This is a genomic window from Capnocytophaga cynodegmi DSM 19736 (assembly GCF_000379185.1).
GTDB classification, from domain to species: Bacteria; Bacteroidota; Bacteroidia; order Flavobacteriales; family Flavobacteriaceae; genus Capnocytophaga; species Capnocytophaga cynodegmi.
Window position 1 is genome coordinate 72,717 of sequence record NZ_KB900706.1, and the last position, 21,486, is coordinate 94,202.

The following is a 21,486-nucleotide window of genomic DNA, read 5'->3' on the forward strand; positions in this document are numbered from 1 at the left end:
AATATCACTAAAATTAAACTTTTTCTCGTTTTAAGAGTGAGATTTTACTTTATGGCTAATGATTTGCAATTTCTTTTTGTTAGTTCTCAAAATAGGCGATGACTTCCTTATCTTCCCCTACAATATGGTCAGTTATATGAAAAACATCGGATTTTTGTAGATGATTTAGGCTTTGTTCTCGGTCTAAAATTTCAACTTCAGGAATGTTTTTCCACGGACATTCGTCTTTGTCGGTTAGTGTGATATTATAATTATCATCTTTTACCCAAATTTTGAGTGGAAAACCTGTTTTTTTGATGATTTCCTCGTTGTTTTCGTCCCATTCGCATAGAACAACCAAACATTCCACTACTTTTGGGTCGTTATGGTCTTCAAATTTTGCATAATAATAGGCAAAGGCTTCGTTATCCTGATAAACAAAGCGTGTCAGTTGGGTGATTTTAGCATTACAGCAATTGCATTTTTCAAATTTTGGAGCTTCAAATTCTATTGTAATCATATTTTAACATCAATAAATTTTTAAATAATAAATTCTGTTTGTTTTTTAATTTTTTGAATTCTGCTTGTGGAAATCAATTACTTTTTCCTGTATTTTTTCCGGATAAATGGTAGCAGAATATGCTATTTCATCAGTTGAGATAAAGGTTAGCAATTCTTTGGATTTATTTTTAAATTTCTCATAATCAGAATTATTTCCTTTTTCTTTGTAAATTTCACTCAAAAAATAATTTGCCTCAAAAGAGTCTTGGTCAAATTCTTCATAGTTAATGCCCGTTTCCAAAAGATTAGTGGCTATTTTTAGATATTTTTCGGCTTTGTCCGTGTTTCCTAAAAAGTAATTGCAAAGCCCCGCATTGATGTAAATGGCTGGTACAATATCAGTTCGGTGTTTAAACTGCTTACTTTCAATCTCCTGAATTCCCTTTTGGAGAATCGATAAAGCTTTCTGAAAATTTTTTAGTTGCATCGCATAATCGGAAAAATTGAGATAAATAACCTCCAAGTGATTTCTATTTTTCTCTTTTAAGAGTTGTTCTAAGGCTTTGCTCTCCATTTGTAGGGCTTCTTCCAAAAGCTCATTGTCTCCAAGGGCATATGCAAAGTCGTCGTAAAAGAAAGCTTTACTTATGTGCGTTCCGTTTTCGGAGATGATAACTTCATCATCTTTCCAAATGTTAGGATTACTTTCGAGTTCAGAAAGTAATTCTCTGAAAAGAGCTATGGCATCGGCTGTGTTGCTGGTGTCTCGTAATTGAATAGCTTTTTCGTATCGTGTTATAAAATCTTTTTGTTGTATCATTATTTTAGTTGTTAATCATATTAAACTGCTTAAAAATTGGCATAAAAAGTTGTACCATTAGTCCGTGCTGTATGCGTCGTAAATCATCGAGGAAATATGAATACGAAGGGTCTTGTTGTCCTTCTTCCTCCTCATCATCTAAAAAAGCAGACCACAAAAAGTAAGAAACAGTAGTGTAAATCCGAACTATATACAAAGGTTTGCTTTGCTTTATATGTTCTATTTTTTTGTGAATTTCGCAGTCATATATTTCTAATTCTTTTCGAGAGATTTTCTCATTCAGATAATCAGTGGCGACATCTAAATAATTGCTTAAATCAGGGCAAGATTTGGTAAGTGAAATTACATAAGTTCGCATAAAATCAATACAATGCAATACGAAATCTTTGTTGGACATCATCTCAAAGGCGAAGAAATCGTACTTGTCTTCAGCAATATCTTCAATAATCCACCACTCGGACTGATTTTCGTCTTGAAATAAGGCTTTTTCCTCATCGGAAAGCTCTCGATAACGCATATTGGGGAAAGGATTGTCATCTTTGGCTTGTTGCAAAAAGGCTTCAAATTCACGAGGAAATTTCTCATCAATTGCTGAAAGTTTTTCTATGAGTTGGGCTTTTTTGTATTTCATATCGCCTTTTGAAAGAAAATTCAAATCCGTAAAAAGTGTAGATAGTTCCAAAATGTTTTTGGGTTTTCCTTTTAGTTTTTTAAGTTGCTCGGTTGTTTTTTGAATACATTCTTCTCGTTCAGTTTCATCTGTATAACCAAGCAAATGCCACTCGGCATATCGTAAGTTGGAATGTGCGGTGTAGCCTTGTTCCATCGGTAAAATGTACTGACGAACAAAATCCATACATAGGCTTAAAAATATTCTGTAATCCATTTTTTATATTGTTTTATCGTTTGTTAATCAAATACATATCAATATCTATTTTAGTTCTTGTTTGATGGCAAAAATCTATTATTTCCATTGATGGAGCCAATCAAGGTGTTATTTCTTCTACATAAATGGTCGGCATAATTTTTTTTGTTTTAGAAAAACACAATTTGGTTATAAATTTCTGTTTTAAGGTTGCTTACAACTTCCGTCACTGAGAATTGAACTTACATCATAGCCCAATTCAGACAAATAATCCATTCCATTTTGTGTAGAAATAACATTATTTCCTGTCCAGCCGTATTTTTTTCCTAATAAAATAAATTTCTGAATGTATTTAGGTTGATGAATATTCACACATTCGGTAATGCCAGTGGTTAGGTTGGGTAAATTCACGCCATTTTTCAGTGGAAATCCTGCATAGAAATCATATTTCGAAGGAAACTCAATAAGTAAAGGTGTAGTTTTATATCCTTCTGAAAATATTTTCATTCGGATAAAGGAAGGGAAAGTTTCCATTTGGAAATTATCGGTAATTCGATAGTAATAAATGGCATCTTCCACAACAATTTTTCGTAATTTATTTTTCATAAATGTTGTTTGTTTTTAAAAAGATTTATTTACTTAGGAATGTAATCTTTTCGTTTCATAAATTTCGGCTAATATTATATTCTTTAGCAATTTTCAGCAGAAATAAAACTTCTTTTAACTCGTCTATTTTGTCAATTTCACGCTCTACCATTTCTTCTATAAAGCTCATATTTTTAGTGATGTTTAGTTTTTATTGTGGAAAAATGTATTCTCCAGAGAGTTCGCATATATGCATCAATCTTCCATTTTCAAAACGTATTTCCAATTCCATATAAAATTTAGAATTAGCCAAAAGCCAATTCGTATTGGCCAATACAAAAATGATATTTTTAGGATTTTCCGCTTGGCTTGGCAATGCTATGGCTTCAAAATCTAGCTCAAAACTGTCATTTTCTTGTTGTTTGATGCGTTTTTGTGCAAGTAAATAATCATAATAGAATTTTGTTTTTTCTTTAATTTGTTCCAAAGCATTTTCTGTGTTAAGAAATTCTTCAAAAGCCACTTTTTGTTTTGGTGAAAAATCATTAAAATCCTCATTTTCTGTATAAACCCAAATGAAAGCATTTTGATGTAAGTTTTTTAGATATACTTCTTTCGTTGAAATTGCAATCCCGTCTTCTTTACTAAATTGATAGTTGCTCATATCTGTTCAATATTGTTTAATACATTTTACTTTTTGTGTATTTATCTTTTTTGTTAATTATCATAATCTTCTGTTCTTTTGTCTTGAAACAAAAGAACCAAAAATTCAAGACTTTGGATACTTCACTAAAAATCAATTCATTTTACTGAAAATCTCTAAACTCGCTACGCTCAAACAATAGAGATTTTCTAAGTTTCATTCATTGATTTTCTTAACGTTTCGTCTCCAAGGTCAAAAACTTACTCTTGAAATTCACTCTAATGCATATGACAAATTGTACTGCGTTAGCTATATTTAGCTATTTTTCTATAACAAATGCAATACTTTCAGACTAAAAGTATCCCGCATCGTAAGTTTTTCTTTATCTACGAAAGTAATCGTTAAAATATCATTTTCAGCACTATACTGATACATCTTTTGGTGTAATTTATCATAAAAATAACCTACAAATTCTTCATTGGACTCTTCATTATCGGTATTTTCTACAAAATCAGTGAAGAAAATATATTGCGGAGGAGTTTCTGTTGCGGTTTCAATCTGTTTTAGCCAAGTCGGGAATTCTTTTGGAATGTTTTTCGTCAAATCGTAAATATCTTCTAAAAAAATCTCATCAGGAATTTCATCAAGTTTCATTGGGTTCATAACATTTTGTTTTAAAATAGAATTAATGTATTACCATTGATTACAAACTGAAATCCCCTTTGCCATAATTCAAAGTAAGGTTTTAAAAAATCGGTTTTCGGTTTATTTGTCAATACTGGATATTGTAAATATGCAGCTAAAAAGTAGTCACAATTTATTGAATAATATGCTTCACGAAGTATCGAAATTAAACTTTCGTAATCCGTATTATCAATATACCAAATAGATAAAATTTCGTAGAGTTCAGTTTGTGTTTCATCATCAAAATTTTGCTCTCTACTGTCCGAGATTTCAATATTTATAATTTCTTTTAGATAATTTTGCAGGGTTTCTTCTTCAACGAATGAAGCAAATTCTAAAAATCCTGCTAAAAGCTCTTTACCAATGGCTTTTAGTTCTTCTTCTGTACCTTTTTTATTGGGTACGAAATACCCTGGAGCGATATTTTGCTCAAAAGCTTGTATAGTTTCTTCTTTTGTCGCTTCAAAAATGGGTTTTATGCGTTGGTAAAGCAGTTGTCCGTTTTCAATGGGTTCAAAAACTTTTTCAACATTCTTTCCATCAGGCATAAATGATTGAAAATAACCATAAAAAAGCTCTTCTAATTCATTGCAATCAGTATCCATTTCCTCTCCAATAAGTTCTGCGAGGTATTGAGCATATTCTTTCTGTGTCATATATTGATGTTTTATTAAAAAATTATTGATTAATATTCATAAAGTACAGCTTTGCACTCATTTAAAGGAGTTTGTTTCCCTTCTGAATCTATAAATATATTGTTGCTGATTTCCCCAAACAAAAATCCTTTTTCTTTCCAATCTTTTTGAATGGTTTGTGTGATTTTTTCTTTTCCTGAAGCTCCTTTGAAAGAAACTCCACAGAATTTTTGTCCGTTGGGCAAGGTTATTTCACAATTGGAAGATAAAATGCAATAATCCAATGGCTCTAAATCCTTTATATCAAATAATTCATCGAAAGAATCTTCAAAATCAGAGATGCTTTTTGCTATATACAAGAAACCTCGCTCTGGATTTTGATTTGGGTGATTTCCTGCAACATTGATAAGGTCTGTAATTTCAGTTACAGAAATGTTTTTCTTCTTTGTATCTTTTTTGGACATTGTATTTTTCTTTTTTTATTAGTTATGAATTTTATCAATTCTTTCTCTTAATAGAAATCGTAGTATAATCCCCATTCGCCTGTTATACTATTTCTTGCAAACATAAGGCTTCCAGAATCTATCACATTAAATCCTGCTTTTTCATCACTACTAATCTGAAATGCAAATTCAAAATTATCTCCAAAATATATTCCTGATTGGCAAAACGATGGATATCCGCCAAATTTGTGTGAATAACTGTGTTTATCACCAACAATATCATCATAATAATTTAGCAGATTTTCATTTTCTTTGTCGTTATAATTGTCTAGTTTGCTAATTTCATTTGCTATGTCGTAAGGAATGCCTCCGCCGTCCCAAAGAGGGAAATCTTGCTCTTTATAGATAGGTTTTAGCGGAAAAGGTTTAAGATATTGTTGTGCCGGAAATTCATATTCAATCAACTTATCTTCAGCGGTATATTCACGGATAAGCCAACCCTCACCATTTTTGCCAAGTTCAGTAGATAGCTCCCAATACTCCTCTCCATTTTCATCAGTTCTTGGAATAGCTGTTTCACCTTCAATATGCGGAAATTCTTTTCCGATAAACACTGTAAGCCAAGTAATGTGTTTTAATTGTTCAGGTACAAAAGGCAAATCAGGAATATAAAACTGAGCAAGTGCATACAATTCCTTGTTATTTTTATCAATAACAGGTTGTTTTTCATTGGACTTACAGAGAAAAACGCGACCAATCCAGTTTTCATTTTTTTCTCCGCTTGGGCGAAATCCTCCCGTTTGAAATTCCGTGATAGGTTTTTGCAGTTTTGTTTTAAATTCAGCTATTTTTTGCTGAATATATGCTGATTTTTCTTTACTCATATCTTTTCATTTTTTAATTGTTATTCATAAAAATTCTCTATATCTTCCTTATTTTTGAACTTATTTAAGAAAGGCAAAGCATATTTTTCAATATCCTTTAAAATTAATTCTTTTTCGGATTGATATTTTTGTTTTCTGATGAAAATATCCTGAATTTCATCGAAAGTATACCAGAAATCGCCGCCTTCTTTGAGGCTTCCGATGCGTTCACGGATAGGAAAATGCGTCACAGAAGGTATATTTTTATCAGTTTCTAAGTATTTAACGCAAATATTCGCTGTAAAAGTGACTGATTGACTGTTATTATAAATACTTTTTTGAATATTGATAAGATGACAGATAGTATTTTCTATTCGATAAAAACTATTTCCTTTTTTCTTAAATTCGATGGGTTTTAGTAAATCGTAAATGGCTTTCATAGTCTCATCAAAAGCAAGTTGTGCATTTGTTTTCTCTTTCATATTTTGTTATTTTTTTAATTTTTTTCGAAGTTTATTCAACTTAATAGCTTCTTTTTTATTGTTTTAAATTACTTTCTGTTTTATATTTTTATTTTTGGAACTAACTTTTTGAATTTTTATTAATATATTTTGTTTTTACTGCTCACTCTTCTATTTTCCGTGCTAACTCTTTGGTTTTTTACTAAAAAATATCCCCATTCCGTACTGACTCTTTTATTTTCCGCACTAACTTTTTGATTTTCTACTAAAAAATATCCCTATTCCGTACTAACTCTTCTATTTTCCGTACTAACTCTTTGATTTTTTATTAAAAATCATTGCTTTTTCTTATTTACTTTTTTCTATTCCGCTATTATTTTTTGTTATTCTTTCAAAAAAAATCATTTTTCTAACAGACTTTTTTATTTTTCTTAGTGGATTGCCTGTTTTTTGAATTTATAATTGTAATTTTCTCACAAAAATTTTTATATAAAAAGCTGTTAATCACTTAAGCAACATAAATTTTCTTTATGAAACACTGCATATGATACAATAGCAATCATTTTATATACAAAATTTATTTCAGGTGATGTAGTTGCTTTTGCAATCATCTCAACAGAAAGTGTAAATAATTCTTTATAGGCAATTTCTAATTCTTCAAAAGAGAAAATAGGGTCGTTGTAATAGTTTTCCCATAATTTTTTGATAAATTTTATTTCGGTTTTGTCATAAAGTTTGGCTAAAATAGTTTCCTCTTCGTAAGTTATATAGCTAATGCCTTTGTTTTTAGTGTTTTTTAGATGAATTGAGAGCATAGTTTGTCTTTTTTTAATTTAAATTGCTTTTTAAAAAGAATTTTAATGGTATTTTATCAATAAAGATGATTTTTTATGAAAAATATCTTTGTAAAAATGAATTGATGTTCCATATTTGAATTCATATTTTAAATGTGATGAGAGCATTTTAAAAACAGATGATGTTGCTTTTATCTCTCCTTGAAACCAAATATCCCAAGCCATTTGTATTGTTTTATTTTCTTTTTCAAATTGATATAAATCAAAGTCGATAGCTTTATCAAAGATTTCGGGGTTGTATTCTGCGGTGAGTTTCCAATTGTTTTCTTTCAAAAAATCAACAATTTTATAAAAGATTTCAGTTGAAATATTGGTTGCAATGTGTATTTCATCATTCATTGGACTTATTTTTTGTTGTTAATTAATTGATTTTAACCAAATAAATCATTCTATTTTTTGAATGTTAGGGAATGGATTATCTTTTGATGATTTTCGCCAAATGCTTTTCTCTGCCAGAAGTAATTTTTCTTCTAAATTAAAGTTTCCCATTCTTGAAATCACATCATTAGCATCGATTATTTGATTTTTGCTGTTGATAATAACTCCTTTTGTTTCTTTAGCAAGAAAATAGGCGATTTGGTACACATTTTCTTCTGTATTAGAAGTTATTTTGAATGTTAAATTATCTTTTTCAATGCATTGTATGTCGAATCATTGATTATTTTCTCTGGAACGCATATAAAGCTCTGTCCAATCTCTGCTATAAACGGGAGAAGCATCGCCATCACTATCGCAATTATGAAAATCATCACCAAAAAAGAAGGCTTTAAAGACTCTAAAATCAGGTCTTTGTTCCTTTATTTCTACTTTTAAATAAAATTGTTCCATTGAAATTGATATTACTTCGATTTTATGTTTTATGTATTGTCTTTTTTTAATTTGATGCGTTTTAAATATGGCATTAATACGTGAGTGAACTTTAAAATAGCTCTTGGAAATGCTTAAATTCTTTACTTATTTTTCTTTTTTTGTTGATAATTATGCTTGGGCATTCCTAACATTCTGTCCACAGCGTTGTGTATCAGGTGAGCAAAGCCATCTTCAAGTATACATAGCTGGTCAGACCAGTAAGTTTGTTCGTTTTCAACAGCTGCAGGGTCAAAACTTTTGATAAACTCCGTAATTCGTTCTACTTCGGCTTCCATTGGAAAGTCTTCTTCCTTTTGATGAGCTTTATACATAAAAATTCCCGCCATATATCGACAATAACTCCTGTAAAATGCCGTAAGGGAACTATTCACGAACATTAAGTTGCTTTCGTTTTCATAATAGAAATCATATTTAAAGATTTTTCCTTCTTTATCAATCACAAAATATTGCTTCTCAAAACCAATTTTCCCGAAACATAAAAAATCACCAAAAGGAATGCGTATTTCGGGCATTTCATCGGCAAATTTTACGAAATAAATCTTCTCGTGTTCGTTGTCGAGAAGTAAAGGAAGTTCATTTTCATATATTTTTTCAAGGTTTTTCTCTTCTTTTTGACGTTCTTTTAAAATAGTTACACCATCTGTTTGTAAACATTTTACTAAATTCATTGTTGGTTAATTAATCTGATTATTTTATAAAATAAGTCTTAATTTTTAAAGATAATTGTACTTGTTTTTCTCTATTTTTTACCATTTTTTCCACCAAAGGAATTTTCTTTGAGGTTGTATTCCCATTTTTTTTAACTGCTCACGGAATTCCGGTTTTTTCTTGCCTAATTTGTATAATAATTCATTGTCTGTTTGATGATTATAGAAAGCAAATGCTTCCAAAATTTGACGAATATGCCAATAATCTTCTGAAAATAGAAATTCCGTGAGTTTGTTAATTCTGTTAGGGGGAGCAATGGTAATTAGCGTTTCTACAAAAAGATATCTGTCGTGTTTGTTTTCAGTGCGATGTATTTTTTGTAATACTTCATCAAATATTTTATTATCAGTGGCGAGTTCTAACTCGGTTCGATGTTTGTTCAGAAAATCAGGCGATTGAACACCAAAGGCAGAAACATCGGTAATTTCTTCAGATTTTACCTTTTCATAAAAGGCTTTAAGTGTGCGAAAAACTGGTTTTACTGAGAAATCTTCTGAAATGAAGAAAATCCAACCTCGCATTGCTCCTTTTGTCATAATTCCTGCATAATTGCTGTCTTCATCTGCTGAAAATAACAAAATATCATCATAAAACGACAGATTTTCATATTCTTCTTTCAAAAATTGTATGTATTCCTCGTTAATTTCAACTTCTTCAGTGTCAAAAAGATGTACATTTCTGTCAAATTTTGTGTAATTGGCATACCAATCATTGATAATATCGATTTCTTCTTGTAAAAGCCCTGCTGGATTGAGGTTTAAATCGCTAAAATAATCTTTGTTAGAAGTCATTTTTAGTTGTTTTTGGGTTAATTTTCATCTTTCCAAACATCTTCATACCCTTCATTGTCAATGATAAAACGAAATCCCTGCTCTAATCCCAGATAAGGCAATACTTCAGGTAAAATTTCAATTAGATGATACCAATGTATCGGTTTGTAGAAATCATTTGCGTCAGAATATTCTCCGCAATAGATAAACCACGAAACTTTTTCGTCTTTCTCCAGTACAATTCGTTGCCCAACAATAGGCATTTGCCCCAGTGTGTCCAGAGCTATCGCCACCATTTCATTGGGTTTTAGTTGCTCGAACTCAGATTGATATTTTGCACAGATTTTTAGTTGGGATTCCTTTATGTTCATAATTTTATTTTTCTAATTCTTATATTTTAAAGCAATGAATCTTAGCTTTTTACTGATTTTTTTTTACAGTTTTGGTATTCTTTGTTTGAAGTTTTATCTATTCATCCTGATTTTTCAGATTTTTAGCGATAAAAAAATGTGTGTTTTTATCAACTTTTGATTTTTCCCATTTTATCTCCTATAAATTGCCTCCACTCAGGTTTTAGCTTTGGGCTGATATGTTCAGTTAGTTTTAATAATTTATTTTTATATTGAGAACCAGAGAGTTTGTATACTGCCCACAGCAATTTTTTATGAAATGAATAATGATTGTTGTATTGCATATACTTCAGTTTCATTTGAAAAGCCTTGAGCAAATATGCAACGGATTCTTTATTTCTGGCTTCTTCTAAAACAGAAATAATATCTTCGTGGCGTTCGTGCCAATCTTCAAGTAATAAACTTTGACACAATCCTACAACTTCTTTATTGCGAATATTAAATATAAAAACGACCAATAAAGCACCTTCCAAAGTTTCATTATTTCTGTTTGTTGCACAATCCTTCAGAAACAAAGTAGAAAGTGTTTCAACCGAAATGTTCTCTTTTTCAGTATATTGTGTGATGTAATATTTTAGGTCGTATTCAGAGAGTTTTTCCTCATAAAAAGAGTCAATATACTTATTTATTTCTGTAAAATCCATTAGTTTATTCTTTGACATTGAGTTTTATTCCGTGAGCTACTGCAAATTTTAAGATGTCTTCTCCAACAAAACTGCTATAAGTAAAATTAAATTGATTGACGGTTTGTAATTTTTCATACGATTTAATAAACTTTCCTTTGTAACTGCATTTTTCTACAAAATTGTTTAGAAAAATCTCAGCTTTTTCTTTTCCGCTGTGCCAAAACACAAAATAGAAAGGCAAAAGTTCATCGTGTTTAACATTTTTATTGAAAATTGCTCCATTTTCTAACAAGAAATCCACCGCCTTGTCTTTATTTTCAAAAAGTTCAAAGATAGGTAAGGCATATTCTTTTAAATACTTTACAATTTCATCGATAGTTGGTTGAAAACTAAGTCCTGCCAAGTTCCATTCGTGCCAATATTGGCGTGGCGTGAGGTAGCCGAGTTGTTTTGTAAAGATTAACTCCCACATTTCTTGCCCGTTACTTTGTGTGTTGAGCCATTTTTCCATTTTTTTGGAAGAAATGTTAATGTGTGGAAGTATGGCAACGCTGCCGCTGTAGTTTCGCATACTGGTCTGAAAATAAATTTCAAATTCGATACTTTTATCTTGACTTACTTTCTTTAGTTTTCTGCCTTTTTGTATGGATTTAAAGTCAGGAAAATGCTGAGCGATTTCTCCGCAACCTTTTTCAAATATTTCTTTTGGACTTGTCATAGTAACTATATTTTCTTATTGATTATCAAAAGCTAAATGTAATAATGCTTTTTGTAATTGTATCAAGTTTTCCAAGTTTTGACTTCTTACTGAAAAGAGAGAACTTTCACAATCAAAAAATAATGTTTTAAGTAAAGGTTTGTTGGTTTCTTTTAAGTACTTTTTAAGTCGTTTTTCGATGTCGTATGCGTTGATTTCAGTATCTTCAGAATGTTGTTTTTCAGTCAAAAAGAGGTCAAAGTCATCTAACAAAAGAGTATATTCATTATCCGATGAAGCAAAGATGTGAGGGCGAAAACTCCGTGTACTTTTTCTTGAAATCGTTGGTTCTTCTGGTTTTTGTTCGTTTTCTTCTAATTTTTGTAAACATTCGAGCAAATAATTTTGTAAAGCACCTCCTAATTTGCTGTATTTCAGTTCAGCTAAAGCGATGTATTTGTTCTTCAGTATTTGATTTTCTACTTTTATGATTATTTCGCGTTTTTGAGCGTCATTTTTCCATATAAAATCAGGAATATCGTTGCTGTTTTCGATAATTTTATCCAAATCACTTGTTAGGTTTCGCAAAAAATCATCTCGTAATGCTTTAGGAATCTTGCGTTTATTGCGTTCACAATAATCAAGCAGAATTATTTTCCATTGCTGAGCTTCTTCGGTCATTATGGGATTATCCCCTCCATCAAAATGTTCTGACAAAAGGCTCAATGCTTTGATATTTCCAAAAATACCTGTACGAATTTTGTCTAAAGTTTTATAATGTTCAATATCTTCACGAATGTTTTTAACATTATAATTGGCGGCATCAAAAAAAGCTAATGAAGCAAAATCATTTCGTTGTAGGTCGCTATTTGTTATTTTCATAGTTGTATTTTGTTACTTAATTGTATTTAGCGAATCGTTTTTCTTTCAGCGTTTCCAATTGTTGCAAGATGATTTCTTCCACGTGATTCTGTAACGCTTCCCGATTTTCAAAATTGGGAGTTTCCAACCATTGTGGAAATTGTAAAGTTTTGAAATCAACAAACTCGCTGATAAGTTTCACTTGGCTTCCTTCTTTCAAAAGTCCTAAACGCATTGCATATTCATAGCTTAAATCCTCTTCTTCAAGAGCTTTCGCTATTTCTGTTTTGTAATCATTGATTTTGTTCAGTGATAAAATCCGATGAAAATAATAATCCAAACTTTCTTGTGCCTTTTTGGTACTTTGGTATTGGGTAACACTTTTGTAATGCTCAAAAATGGCTTTCCGTTGGTTCGCAGTGATGTTTGGAACAGCAACAATGATGGCTAAATAGGATTCCACATCGCCCCAAATAAGGAAATCTTCTTCAAAAGGTACGCTCAAAACTTCGGGAAGTAAAGCCAAAAGCGGTTCATATTTTTCACAAATAAAGAGACTGTTCATCAAATCAGATAAAGTTTCACGATTTGCTGAATTTTTAATGGAGAATTTCTTTTTCAGTTTATCTAAATTCTTTTGCTGTTTTTTTGTGATGCAGAATGCCTCTATTTTTTCAAAAGGAATATTCATAATTTATTAGAATTTTGTGAGAAGAAATGCCAATCCCTCAAAAGGTGGGATTGGCAAGAGAAGTGATTAACTTCCTAAATTCAAGTAAATTACAGGCGTTCCGTCTTCTTGGTAGGATTCCAAATCGAAACCTTCAAAGAAAATATGGTCGCCTAAATCTTTGTTAGATAACGTATTGTGAATATGACGAAGTAAGTTTAAAGCTCCGTAATAGTTGCGGTCTTCACTTTCAAGTTCTGCTAATATACGAGCGTAGTACATTCCGTCTTCGTCTGGGTCGTCAAAAGTTTCAGGATTAAGCAAACGCTCATTTTCCAAAATATCTTTCTCACTTTTGATGTAAGCCTCATACATCATCATCACTTTGGAACTGCTAAAAATGGTTGCAAAAGGAGTGAAGTCTTCCAAATCGTTTTCAATATCAGCATTGTAATCTCGTATGGCGTCCCAGAAATGCATCAGTGAACCGTAAAAACGATCGTTAAACGCCCACGCAATATTATCTAATAAATTAGGAGTTTCCATAGCCTCGTAATCTTCACAAACATTCACACGATTGATATCAACTACTGGCGGATACGGAATGTCAGCCTCTTCGAACTTGTCTAGCAAATTGTCTGCCGATTGGTCGAGTTTGAATTGCGTTTCTTCTGGATAAAGTGGCACTACATAGAAGAATCCAACTTCTTTTCCCGAAGGTAATTCCGCTACAGCCCATTGGCTTTGTTCGCCGTCTTCACTTTGTGCAACTGCCCCGATGAGCATCAAGCAATCGAAATTAGTGCCTTCCAAAGCATCATTGGTAGGTATGGTATGCCCGTATCCTAAATAAGTTTGATGTTGGATAGGTAAACGAGCTAAGTTTTTCAGCCAACGGATAGGCCAATAGTCTTTTTCTTCTTCACTTTGGATATTCCAAGTAGGGGGTAGGTTGATAACCAGTTCGGCAAATGGCGAGGCGTGATAATCCTCCGGAGTGTACATCTGAAAAGCTCCCATACCACCCGTTACCAGTGTGTGATAATTACGTTCTGGTGTGGGTTTTATAAGATAAATATCGCAATGAATATCAGGAGATACAAGTTCGTGCAGAACCTCATCAAACTTCCCGAAGGTCGTTTCGATGTAACTTTCCAAAGCCGTGCGTTCTTCTTCAGTGTAATACGCTGCTTCTTGGTAATTTCCGTCTTCAGCAAACTCAAGCCAATTATTTTCGGCATTGTACACCAATTGTTCTGATTGCAAATTGCGAATGATGTAACCTAACCAATCTTTGATGTCGTTGTAAAGATAACCTACTTCAAAACTATTGATGTCCTCGTTGAGCATCACACAGATAATTTGCCCATAAAATTCTTCCTGTTTGGGGTCTAAATCCATACAAATGAAGAATTGTTCTCCAGCCAAAATCGGAATCCATTTTTCGTTGAAAAGTGTGTTTTGGACATCTTCTTCATTAAAGAAAATTTCTTCGGAAAGTCGGACATTTTTCCAATTCTCACCATAATGTTGCTTTACAAAATTTAGCCATCTTCCTTGAATCTCAGTTACTTCACTTAGTGAAACAAAATGCTGATTGCCTGTTGCGAAAAACGGAACAATTTGTTTTTGACCATTGAAAGTGCGATAAAGCTCTTTGTAAGCTTCAGGAAGTTTTGCACCAATTTGGTTTTCAAAACTTTCCAACTCGGCATCAGAGGCTCCTGAGGCGATGAGTGTACGCAAATTGGGAGCTTTTTTCTCTAAAAAGTGTAAAAATCGTTCTAACGGATATTGCACTCCTTCTCTTCCGCCATTGTAAACCTCTACAGGCGAAACTCCTTTTTCTTGAGCATATTCAATACAAGCCAAGTACGTATCTACATCATTACCAGAACCTTGTAATTCTCGTTCTCTGAGGAAGTGTTTTTTTGCTAATTCACTGTTATTGAGGTAGAAGTAGGAATACCCGATGCGATAATTCCACGAAGCTGTTTCGCCAAGTTCTTCTTCCAGATATTTGAAAACTTCGATTGCTTTTTGCAGATATTTTTCGTTTCCGGCTGTTTGGTCGAGCCAGTAAAAGTTGTTATAAGCCCTTCCGAGTTCGCTCAGAACGGCAGTAGAACGCTCTTCCACAGGCAGATTTTCTATAAAGTCGATAATAGCTTGGATGTTATCATTTTCATCCCAAGCATCAATTTTTTTTAGGATTTGTTTTTCTGTCATAATTTTAAATTGATTAAAACTTTGTTGTAATTCTATCTTTAAAAATTGGCTAAAATTTCAGCCTTTTTTGTCTTGTATTCTTCTTCATTGATAAGTCCGTTTTCAAAAAGTGTTTTGAGTTTTTGAAGTTTTATTGTTGGGTCATCAATAGCAGTTGGTTGATTTTGTTGCATTTGTTGCTGCATCGTTCCCATCATCATTCCCATTGCTACGCCTTCCTTCACGCTTGAATTAAGGTTGCTACGGTCGTTACCAATGGCATTGGCAGTATTAAATTGCTGAAAACGATTCATATCACCAATGATATTCATACTTGTAGCTTTGTCGTAGAATTCTGTAACCTCTTGCGGAAGCGTTACTGAACTTATTGTAAATTGTGTTACCTCAATTCCAAAATCCGAGAAATAAGGTTCAATCATCGGACGAATTTTATTGCTCAGTTCAGTCATATTTCCTGCAACATCTATAACTGAAAGATTGGCATTAGAAAGGGCTTCTCCAAACTTTGGAGCGATAAAATCACGAAGTTGTGTTTCCAATTCAAAGATAGTTAATGTGGGATACGTACCTGCATACTCCTTAAAGAACTTGGAAATGTCAGTTATTTTTACATTGTAGGAGCCAAAGGCACGTACTCGTACTTGTCCGAATTGAGGGTCACGCATTAGCACGGGAGCAGGTGTTCCCCATTTGAGATTTGCGAATTGTTTGGTTGAAAAATAATATACGTCAGCTTTGAAAGGGCTTTCAAAACCATATTTCCAACCTCTGAGTTTAGAAAGAATTGGTATATTTTGAGTAGAAAGTGAATGTGTACCAGCACTGAAAATATCAGCAATGGAGCCTTCATTCAGAAAAAGAACAGATTGACTTTCGCGTACAATAAGTTTTGCTCCATTTTTAATTTCTTTATCTTGATCGGGTACTTTCCACATTAGCAGGTTAGGAGTGTGTTCTACCCATTCGATGATTTCTAAATACGGCAGTTTTGAATCTGGATTTGACATAATGAAATAATTTACTAATTCATATGGCAAAGATAGTTAGATGCTCAAACTATATCAAAGAAAAAGGCGTCTACAAACTGTCTACAAGTGTTCTTTTATGCTCATTTTTAGTGTTTTTTTGAGTTTTGATGTAAGAATGTTTTTCAAAAAATGTATATTTGTAAATCAATTAAATAACATAAATTAGCAGCTTAAATTAATTAAAGAAAAATGAACTTTGGTTTTAAAAGAGATTATCTGATATGATGTTTAAGATAATCTCTTTTTTTGTTATGTGGTCAGACTCTGGAGAAAATCTTCCAAGCTGTCTTCTTTCTCTAAATTTAGCTTCTGTTTGATGCGATATTTGCTCATTCGGATACTTTTGGGTTCCACATTAAAGGCTATAGCAATTTCCTTTGTGGAAAGTTTCAGATACATATAAGCACAATATTTCAGGTCGAGTGATGTGAGTTTGTTGTCTGAAATTTCACTAAGTTTGTTGAAAAAATCGGGGTGAATATCTTGGAATTCTTTAACAGTTTGTTCTATCGTATCATCTAAGAATTTTTCTTTTTTCAATACACGTTCAATGTTAAAGGTGTTTCCCTCTTGCTTAATTTTATCCTTTATTTCTTCTAACAGCTTGTTTTTTCGGTCGATTTGAAGTGCGTTTGCTAATACTTCTTTTTGCATTTGTTCGTTTTTGAGCTGTAAGAGTTCTTGTTCTGCTTTTAGCCGAGCCTGTTCCTCTTTCTCAAGTCGGAGTTGCATTTTTATTTCTCGCTCCATTTGCGATTTTTGTATGGAAAGTAGTCTGCGTTCTTTTTCTTTGAGTAATGCACGAGCTTCGGCTTCGTTTTTTTCTTTTTCGAGTCGGAGTTGTTTTTCGTTTTGTAGTTTTACTTTATTTTGCTGATTTCGAACAACAAACACAAGTGAAACCAATGCCAAAACCGATGTACCAATATAAAGGTAATTGAGTTGCTTTCTGCTTTCTGCTAATTGGGAAATGGTTTCTATTTGTTGTTTTATTTGTTGGTTTTCAAACTCAGCTTCCAAACGGAGCATTTGTTCTTGCTGGTTTTGGTCGTAAAGTTTGGCTTTGTATATTTCTTTTTCGTTTTTTAGGTGTAGGGCTTTTTCAAGATTTCCGTTTTTTTCGTAGAGTTGCGAAAGAGCTTGGGCAAGGGCAATGAGTGTATAATAATCAACTACGGGTTGTTGTTTGCTTATTTCCAAAAAAGCCTCTGTGAGCAGTCTTTCTGCTTCTGATGTGTTGCCTTGTTGCAGAGCGATTTCCGCCAAAAGTCCTTTCGCATTAGCTTGAATTGAAGCGGTATTGCTTTTTCCTTGCGATACTTCGAGGGCAATAGCAGTATGTTTCTCAATATTGGCTAAAATTTTTGGGTCAGAGAGGCTTCCACTTTGGTAATAGAAATCCGCAATGTTGATATTGGTTATTCCGTAAGTGATTGGGCTTACTTTATTTGGAAATTGCTGGTAAATTGCTGCCGATTTCTCCAAATAAATCAAAATACTATCTTTAAAGGCTTCGTTTTGCTCTTTTTTGTACAGATATCCCATAACGGTAGACATTGCCGAGTAGCCGTTAGAGAGCAGATTGTAATTAGCGACCTTGTTGGCGGTTTCGATAGTTTTTTGAGCGTATTTTCGGGCAAGGGAAGCGTCCTCTACACTTGAATAAGCCCCGTAAAGAATGTAATATAGCTTTGGTTTGAGTGTTTCCAGCCTGTTTTCCTCTGCGATTGTCAAAGCCAGTTGGCAATTTTCGACAGCGAGTTGACGAATGTCGAGATAGTTATAATAATAGGCTTGAGTGTAATATCCGTAAGCGATTGCTTGAGCAGAATGAGCCTTTTCGGCTGTGCTTCTGGCTTTCTGCATATATTCTTTAGCTAAATTGGAGTTCTTTATGGCGAAAAAGTATTTCACATATTCCGAATATATCTCAGGTAAATAGTCTTTCTGATTGTTTTCAGCCAGTAATTCAGCTTGTTTGAGGACATCGTAAATCTCTTCAAGTCTTCCTTCTCCTCGTAATTGCTCACTGGATTTCAGATAGCCTTCTATTTCTTTCGAAAAATGTTGCCCGTGAACAAATTCAACTCCTAAGAGTAGCACGATGAGGATAATTTTATATAAATCAACTATTCGGAATATCCTTTTCATTTATTTTTAATTTTATATAGGCAAATATAGTAATTTACTTTATAGAAATAATTGTAGAAATCATTTTTTTAATTTCCTTTTTAGGGTAAATAAAATGAAATGAGTATAAAAGGACTTCCTTTTTTAGTAAAATAAATTAGTTTTATATAATACGAATTACATTCTATAGATAATAAAAATAGTTTTAGCTTAAAAAGCAACTTGTTTGAGGCAAAATAGAGTAGGATAGGAGAAGAAATGCTACGAAAAAGTAATAACACGCAATAAAATAACATAGCAAGTATATAAAATAGTATGGATTTATTTTAAATATCCTTGTCGTGCTACTACGATAAGCTATTCTGTTTTTAAATATCCTTGTCGTACTACTACGATAGGGTATTCTATTTCTAAATATCTTTATCGTACTACTACGATATCCTATCCTGATTTTAAATATCCTTGTCGTACTACTACGATAGGGTATTCTATTTCTAAAAATCCTTGTCGTGCTACTACAATAGCCTGTTCTGATTTTAATTCTTCCTAAAATATAACTACGTTACTAATTTTTTATTTTAAAAATCACTAAAATAGAATACTTTTTAAGATTTTAGAAAGTAATTATCCCTTTAAAGCCTATCTGCTTCCTCTAAATTACTTTGATGAGCCGTTTTTGAGCTTTGTTTTCCGATTTTGTAAGTTAGATAGAACTTTATTTGGCGTGATTCTGCATATCCCCAGATGTAATTATCCAAATTTGGAAGATGACTTTCCGAATCCCAACGTCTGGTATGGAAAATATCGGTAAAAGAAAAGGACAAATGAAGTTGATTATCCAGAAAACTGCGTTGCAATCCGATGTCAATACCTCCAGAAGGCTTAGCAATTTCATTAACATTGGCTATTTGTTTCGTGGTGTAGTCAGCATTAATCTCGCCAGTGATTTTGAAAGGCAATTTAAGCTGATGTTGTGAGTTTATTGAGAAAGTCCATTTGCTGGGGCTAAAAGAAGTATAATTTTCTATCTGAAATGAATTTCGAACATAGAATAATGAAGGATTTATGTGCATTTTGTACCAAGAAGCACACTGAATTTCTTGCAGAATGCTTGTCGAGAAATAATTTTGGTGTCCTATGTTGCGTGGAATCATAATTACACGTTCGTTAGCCTGTTTCTCGGTAATTTGTCCGCTGAAATCATTTGTATAATTGTAAGAAAGTATAGCGGTTGTCTTGTTCCAAGTTGCAGTAGCACTAATCTTATGTATTTTTTGAGGTTTTAAAAATGGATTGCCCACCCAGTCGGACAATCCGTCGAGAGCTAAAATGAAAGGGCTCAAGTTTTGATACGCAGGACGGGAAATCCGACTGCTGTAATTGAATCCGTAGGATATTTTATCGCTTTTCTGATATGTGAGACTTAGGGAGGGGAATAGATTGAGGTAATTCCGTTTATTTTCTTGATAATCTTGATTACTTCCTTGTCGAGGAAATAATTTTCCAACAGAAAAAGTATGTTCACTACGTAGCCCTGTTTCTAAGGAGACCTTTTCGCTTACCGCGATGGCATACTGAATATATGCTGCGAATAAACGTTCTTTATAATTGAAAGTATTAGAACGATTTGGGATTAGAAGGTTACCCGACGGGGATACGCTAAAAAAATCGGAGATATTATTTGATGCAACTTGGGAGAATTTAATTCCTGACGACCAATTTCCTTTCCATAATGGGAATTTTTGATGTAAGGAAGCGGCAAAAATGTGTATTTTTCGGTCGCTATCAGCCAGAAAAGCCTCATCATCGATACGATTTCCTGCCAAATCTTTGTGCCAATTGGGTTGGTTTACTCCCGACAAGCCGTCGAAGAATACATAATCTATGTCGATGTTGTATTTTTTATTGTCAGAAGGTTGATACGCGTAAAAAGAACTCAATCCATAACGTGCATTTCTTTGTTTGAAGTAATCGCTTTGCCCGAAAATGGTCTTTTCATATTTGAAATCCTTATTGAAGATGTCGTTTTGGGTGTTTATAATTCCTTTACCGAAATGAGAGTTCGCAGAAAGCGCTATTCCAATTGTATTCTTCTTATTTAGTAGATAATCCAGCCCAAAATTACCTGAAACAGAGTGACGCTTGTCCGTATCTTCCGACGAACTGATGTACCACTTGTCATCTAACTTTCTTTCTGAGCCGTAATCATAATTGATATACCCAAAATGATGGCTGTATGAGGCGTTTATGTTTAGTTTATCGGTATTGTGTTGCAAGGAAACGTCCGTTGTATTTCTCAGGTGATGCCAATAGGATACGCCACTTCCCGCCGAAATGTATGTACCCTCAATGTTATGCTTGTCTAACACTATATTAATGATACCAGCCGCTCCTTCGGCATCGTATTGGGCTGGTGGATTTAGCATAATCTCAATGTTCTTAATCTGTGAGGCTGAAATGGATTTGAGAAAACTGGCTAAGTCCTCCGATTGCATAAATGTAGATTTTCCGTTGATAAAAACGACCGCTCCTTTTTTGCCCAGAATTGAAATGGCGTAAGAATTATCCATTAATATGCCTGGTGTTTTTTGCAGAGCCTCCAAAGCGTTTCCTCCTGAGGTAATACTACTTTCTTTGGGCGAAAAAATGATTTTGCCTTCCTCCAACCGAATGGTAGGTTTCTTTCTGTCTGCTGATACTACCACACCCGATAATTCAGTAACCAAAGATTGCAGCTTAATAATGCCAAATGAAATGTCTTTGTCCCATTGTAAGGGAGTTTTTCCCTCGTAGGTTTCAAATCCTGTGGCAAAGATTATTATTTTTATGTTGTTTCCGTTTCCTTTCAGGGTGAAGTTTCCCTCCAAGTCGGTGCTTGTTTGTGAAATCACCTCAGATTTGTCATACGATAACACCGAAACAATTGCGTAAGGCACGGCATCGTTGTATTCATCGGTTATACGCCCTGAAATGATATGAGAATGTTGTGAAAATACACTCGTACAAACTAAAAAGAACATAAAATAGATAGTAGTTTTCATTTTTTAAATCATTTTGTTGATTTTGGTGTTTCAATATTGCGAAAAATAAAATAAAAAGTTTCAAAATTTGTACAAAATTAAAAATTAAAAATTAAAAATTAAAAATTAAAAAT

At 33.0% G+C, this 21,486-nt stretch carries 25 protein-coding genes; all 25 read right to left on the reverse strand.

The window, feature by feature from the left end:
- Positions 1 to 79 precede the first annotated feature (79 nt).
- Positions 80 to 499 carry a hypothetical protein gene (locus tag YW9_RS0103240; RefSeq protein ID WP_018278750.1) on the reverse strand — a complete coding sequence of 140 codons (420 nt, stop codon included), beginning with the start codon at positions 497 to 499 and terminating at the stop codon, positions 80 to 82.
- A gap of 45 nt (positions 500 to 544) precedes the next feature.
- Complete coding sequence (locus YW9_RS0103245; RefSeq protein ID WP_018278751.1) at positions 545 to 1,300, reverse strand: tetratricopeptide repeat protein; 756 nt, start codon at positions 1,298 to 1,300, stop codon at positions 545 to 547.
- Positions 1,301 to 1,304: 4 nt separating this feature from the next.
- Positions 1,305 to 2,186: a hypothetical protein gene (locus tag YW9_RS0103250; protein WP_155848717.1), complete on the reverse strand. Its 882-nt coding sequence runs from the start codon at positions 2,184 to 2,186 to the stop codon at positions 1,305 to 1,307.
- Positions 2,187 to 2,369: 183 nt separating this feature from the next.
- Positions 2,370 to 2,771 (reverse strand): hypothetical protein, encoded by a 402-nt coding sequence (locus YW9_RS0103255; protein WP_018278753.1) that lies wholly within the window; start codon positions 2,769 to 2,771, stop codon positions 2,370 to 2,372.
- A 190-nt stretch (positions 2,772 to 2,961) separates the two neighbouring features.
- Positions 2,962 to 3,414, reverse strand: a complete 453-nt coding sequence (locus tag YW9_RS0103265; protein WP_018278755.1) for a hypothetical protein — start codon at positions 3,412 to 3,414, stop codon at positions 2,962 to 2,964.
- Between the two features lie 306 nt (positions 3,415 to 3,720).
- Positions 3,721 to 4,056 carry a hypothetical protein gene (locus YW9_RS0103270; RefSeq protein ID WP_026193773.1) on the reverse strand — a complete coding sequence of 112 codons (336 nt, stop codon included), beginning with the start codon at positions 4,054 to 4,056 and terminating at the stop codon, positions 3,721 to 3,723.
- A gap of 11 nt (positions 4,057 to 4,067) precedes the next feature.
- Complete coding sequence (locus YW9_RS13625) at positions 4,068 to 4,733, reverse strand: hypothetical protein (RefSeq protein WP_018278757.1); 666 nt, start codon at positions 4,731 to 4,733, stop codon at positions 4,068 to 4,070.
- A gap of 29 nt (positions 4,734 to 4,762) precedes the next feature.
- On the reverse strand, positions 4,763 to 5,176 hold the full coding sequence (locus YW9_RS0103280) for a hypothetical protein (protein ID WP_018278758.1): 414 nt from the start codon (positions 5,174 to 5,176) through the stop codon (positions 4,763 to 4,765).
- 47 nt (positions 5,177 to 5,223) lie between these two features.
- Positions 5,224 to 6,039, reverse strand: a complete 816-nt coding sequence (locus YW9_RS0103285; protein ID WP_018278759.1) for a YwqG family protein — start codon at positions 6,037 to 6,039, stop codon at positions 5,224 to 5,226.
- 20 nt (positions 6,040 to 6,059) lie between these two features.
- A complete protein-coding gene (locus tag YW9_RS12480; RefSeq protein WP_018278760.1) occupies positions 6,060 to 6,500 on the reverse strand; it encodes a DUF4304 domain-containing protein in 441 nt (146 codons plus the stop codon).
- A 479-nt stretch (positions 6,501 to 6,979) separates the two neighbouring features.
- Complete coding sequence (locus YW9_RS0103295; protein WP_018278761.1) at positions 6,980 to 7,294, reverse strand: hypothetical protein; 315 nt, start codon at positions 7,292 to 7,294, stop codon at positions 6,980 to 6,982.
- A 42-nt stretch (positions 7,295 to 7,336) separates the two neighbouring features.
- Entirely contained in the window at positions 7,337 to 7,672 is a 336-nt protein-coding gene (locus YW9_RS0103300; protein ID WP_018278762.1) for a hypothetical protein, read from the reverse strand.
- A gap of 45 nt (positions 7,673 to 7,717) precedes the next feature.
- Entirely contained in the window at positions 7,718 to 7,918 is a 201-nt protein-coding gene (locus tag YW9_RS0103305) for a hypothetical protein (RefSeq protein ID WP_018278763.1), read from the reverse strand.
- A 66-nt stretch (positions 7,919 to 7,984) separates the two neighbouring features.
- Positions 7,985 to 8,161, reverse strand: coding sequence for a hypothetical protein (locus tag YW9_RS13430; protein WP_018278764.1), 177 nt, complete (start codon positions 8,159 to 8,161; stop codon positions 7,985 to 7,987).
- Positions 8,162 to 8,283: 122 nt separating this feature from the next.
- A complete protein-coding gene (locus tag YW9_RS0103315) occupies positions 8,284 to 8,871 on the reverse strand; it encodes an SUKH-4 family immunity protein (RefSeq protein ID WP_018278765.1) in 588 nt (195 codons plus the stop codon).
- A 78-nt stretch (positions 8,872 to 8,949) separates the two neighbouring features.
- Positions 8,950 to 9,702: a hypothetical protein gene (locus YW9_RS0103320; RefSeq protein WP_018278766.1), complete on the reverse strand. Its 753-nt coding sequence runs from the start codon at positions 9,700 to 9,702 to the stop codon at positions 8,950 to 8,952.
- A gap of 17 nt (positions 9,703 to 9,719) precedes the next feature.
- On the reverse strand, positions 9,720 to 10,052 hold the full coding sequence (locus YW9_RS0103325; protein ID WP_018278767.1) for an immunity protein Imm33 domain-containing protein: 333 nt from the start codon (positions 10,050 to 10,052) through the stop codon (positions 9,720 to 9,722).
- A gap of 149 nt (positions 10,053 to 10,201) precedes the next feature.
- Positions 10,202 to 10,753 (reverse strand): hypothetical protein, encoded by a 552-nt coding sequence (locus tag YW9_RS0103330; protein ID WP_018278768.1) that lies wholly within the window; start codon positions 10,751 to 10,753, stop codon positions 10,202 to 10,204.
- On the reverse strand, positions 10,740 to 11,435 hold the full coding sequence (locus YW9_RS0103335) for a hypothetical protein (RefSeq protein ID WP_018278769.1): 696 nt from the start codon (positions 11,433 to 11,435) through the stop codon (positions 10,740 to 10,742). The genes YW9_RS0103330 and YW9_RS0103335 overlap by 14 nt, the downstream gene beginning before the upstream one ends.
- Positions 11,436 to 11,450: 15 nt before the next feature.
- Complete coding sequence (locus YW9_RS0103340) at positions 11,451 to 12,296, reverse strand: hypothetical protein (protein ID WP_018278770.1); 846 nt, start codon at positions 12,294 to 12,296, stop codon at positions 11,451 to 11,453.
- 16 nt (positions 12,297 to 12,312) lie between these two features.
- Complete coding sequence (locus tag YW9_RS0103345) at positions 12,313 to 12,966, reverse strand: DUF6707 family protein (RefSeq protein ID WP_018278771.1); 654 nt, start codon at positions 12,964 to 12,966, stop codon at positions 12,313 to 12,315.
- 66 nt (positions 12,967 to 13,032) lie between these two features.
- A complete protein-coding gene (locus tag YW9_RS0103350) occupies positions 13,033 to 15,174 on the reverse strand; it encodes a suppressor of fused domain protein (protein WP_018278772.1) in 2,142 nt (713 codons plus the stop codon).
- A gap of 38 nt (positions 15,175 to 15,212) precedes the next feature.
- A complete protein-coding gene (locus YW9_RS0103355; RefSeq protein ID WP_018278773.1) occupies positions 15,213 to 16,181 on the reverse strand; it encodes an SPFH domain-containing protein in 969 nt (322 codons plus the stop codon).
- A gap of 270 nt (positions 16,182 to 16,451) precedes the next feature.
- A complete protein-coding gene (locus tag YW9_RS13005) occupies positions 16,452 to 18,353 on the reverse strand; it encodes a coiled-coil domain-containing protein (RefSeq protein ID WP_018278774.1) in 1,902 nt (633 codons plus the stop codon).
- A gap of 611 nt (positions 18,354 to 18,964) precedes the next feature.
- Positions 18,965 to 21,373: a TonB-dependent receptor domain-containing protein gene (locus YW9_RS0103365; RefSeq protein WP_018278775.1), complete on the reverse strand. Its 2,409-nt coding sequence runs from the start codon at positions 21,371 to 21,373 to the stop codon at positions 18,965 to 18,967.
- Between the last annotated feature and the right edge of the window lie 113 nt (positions 21,374 to 21,486).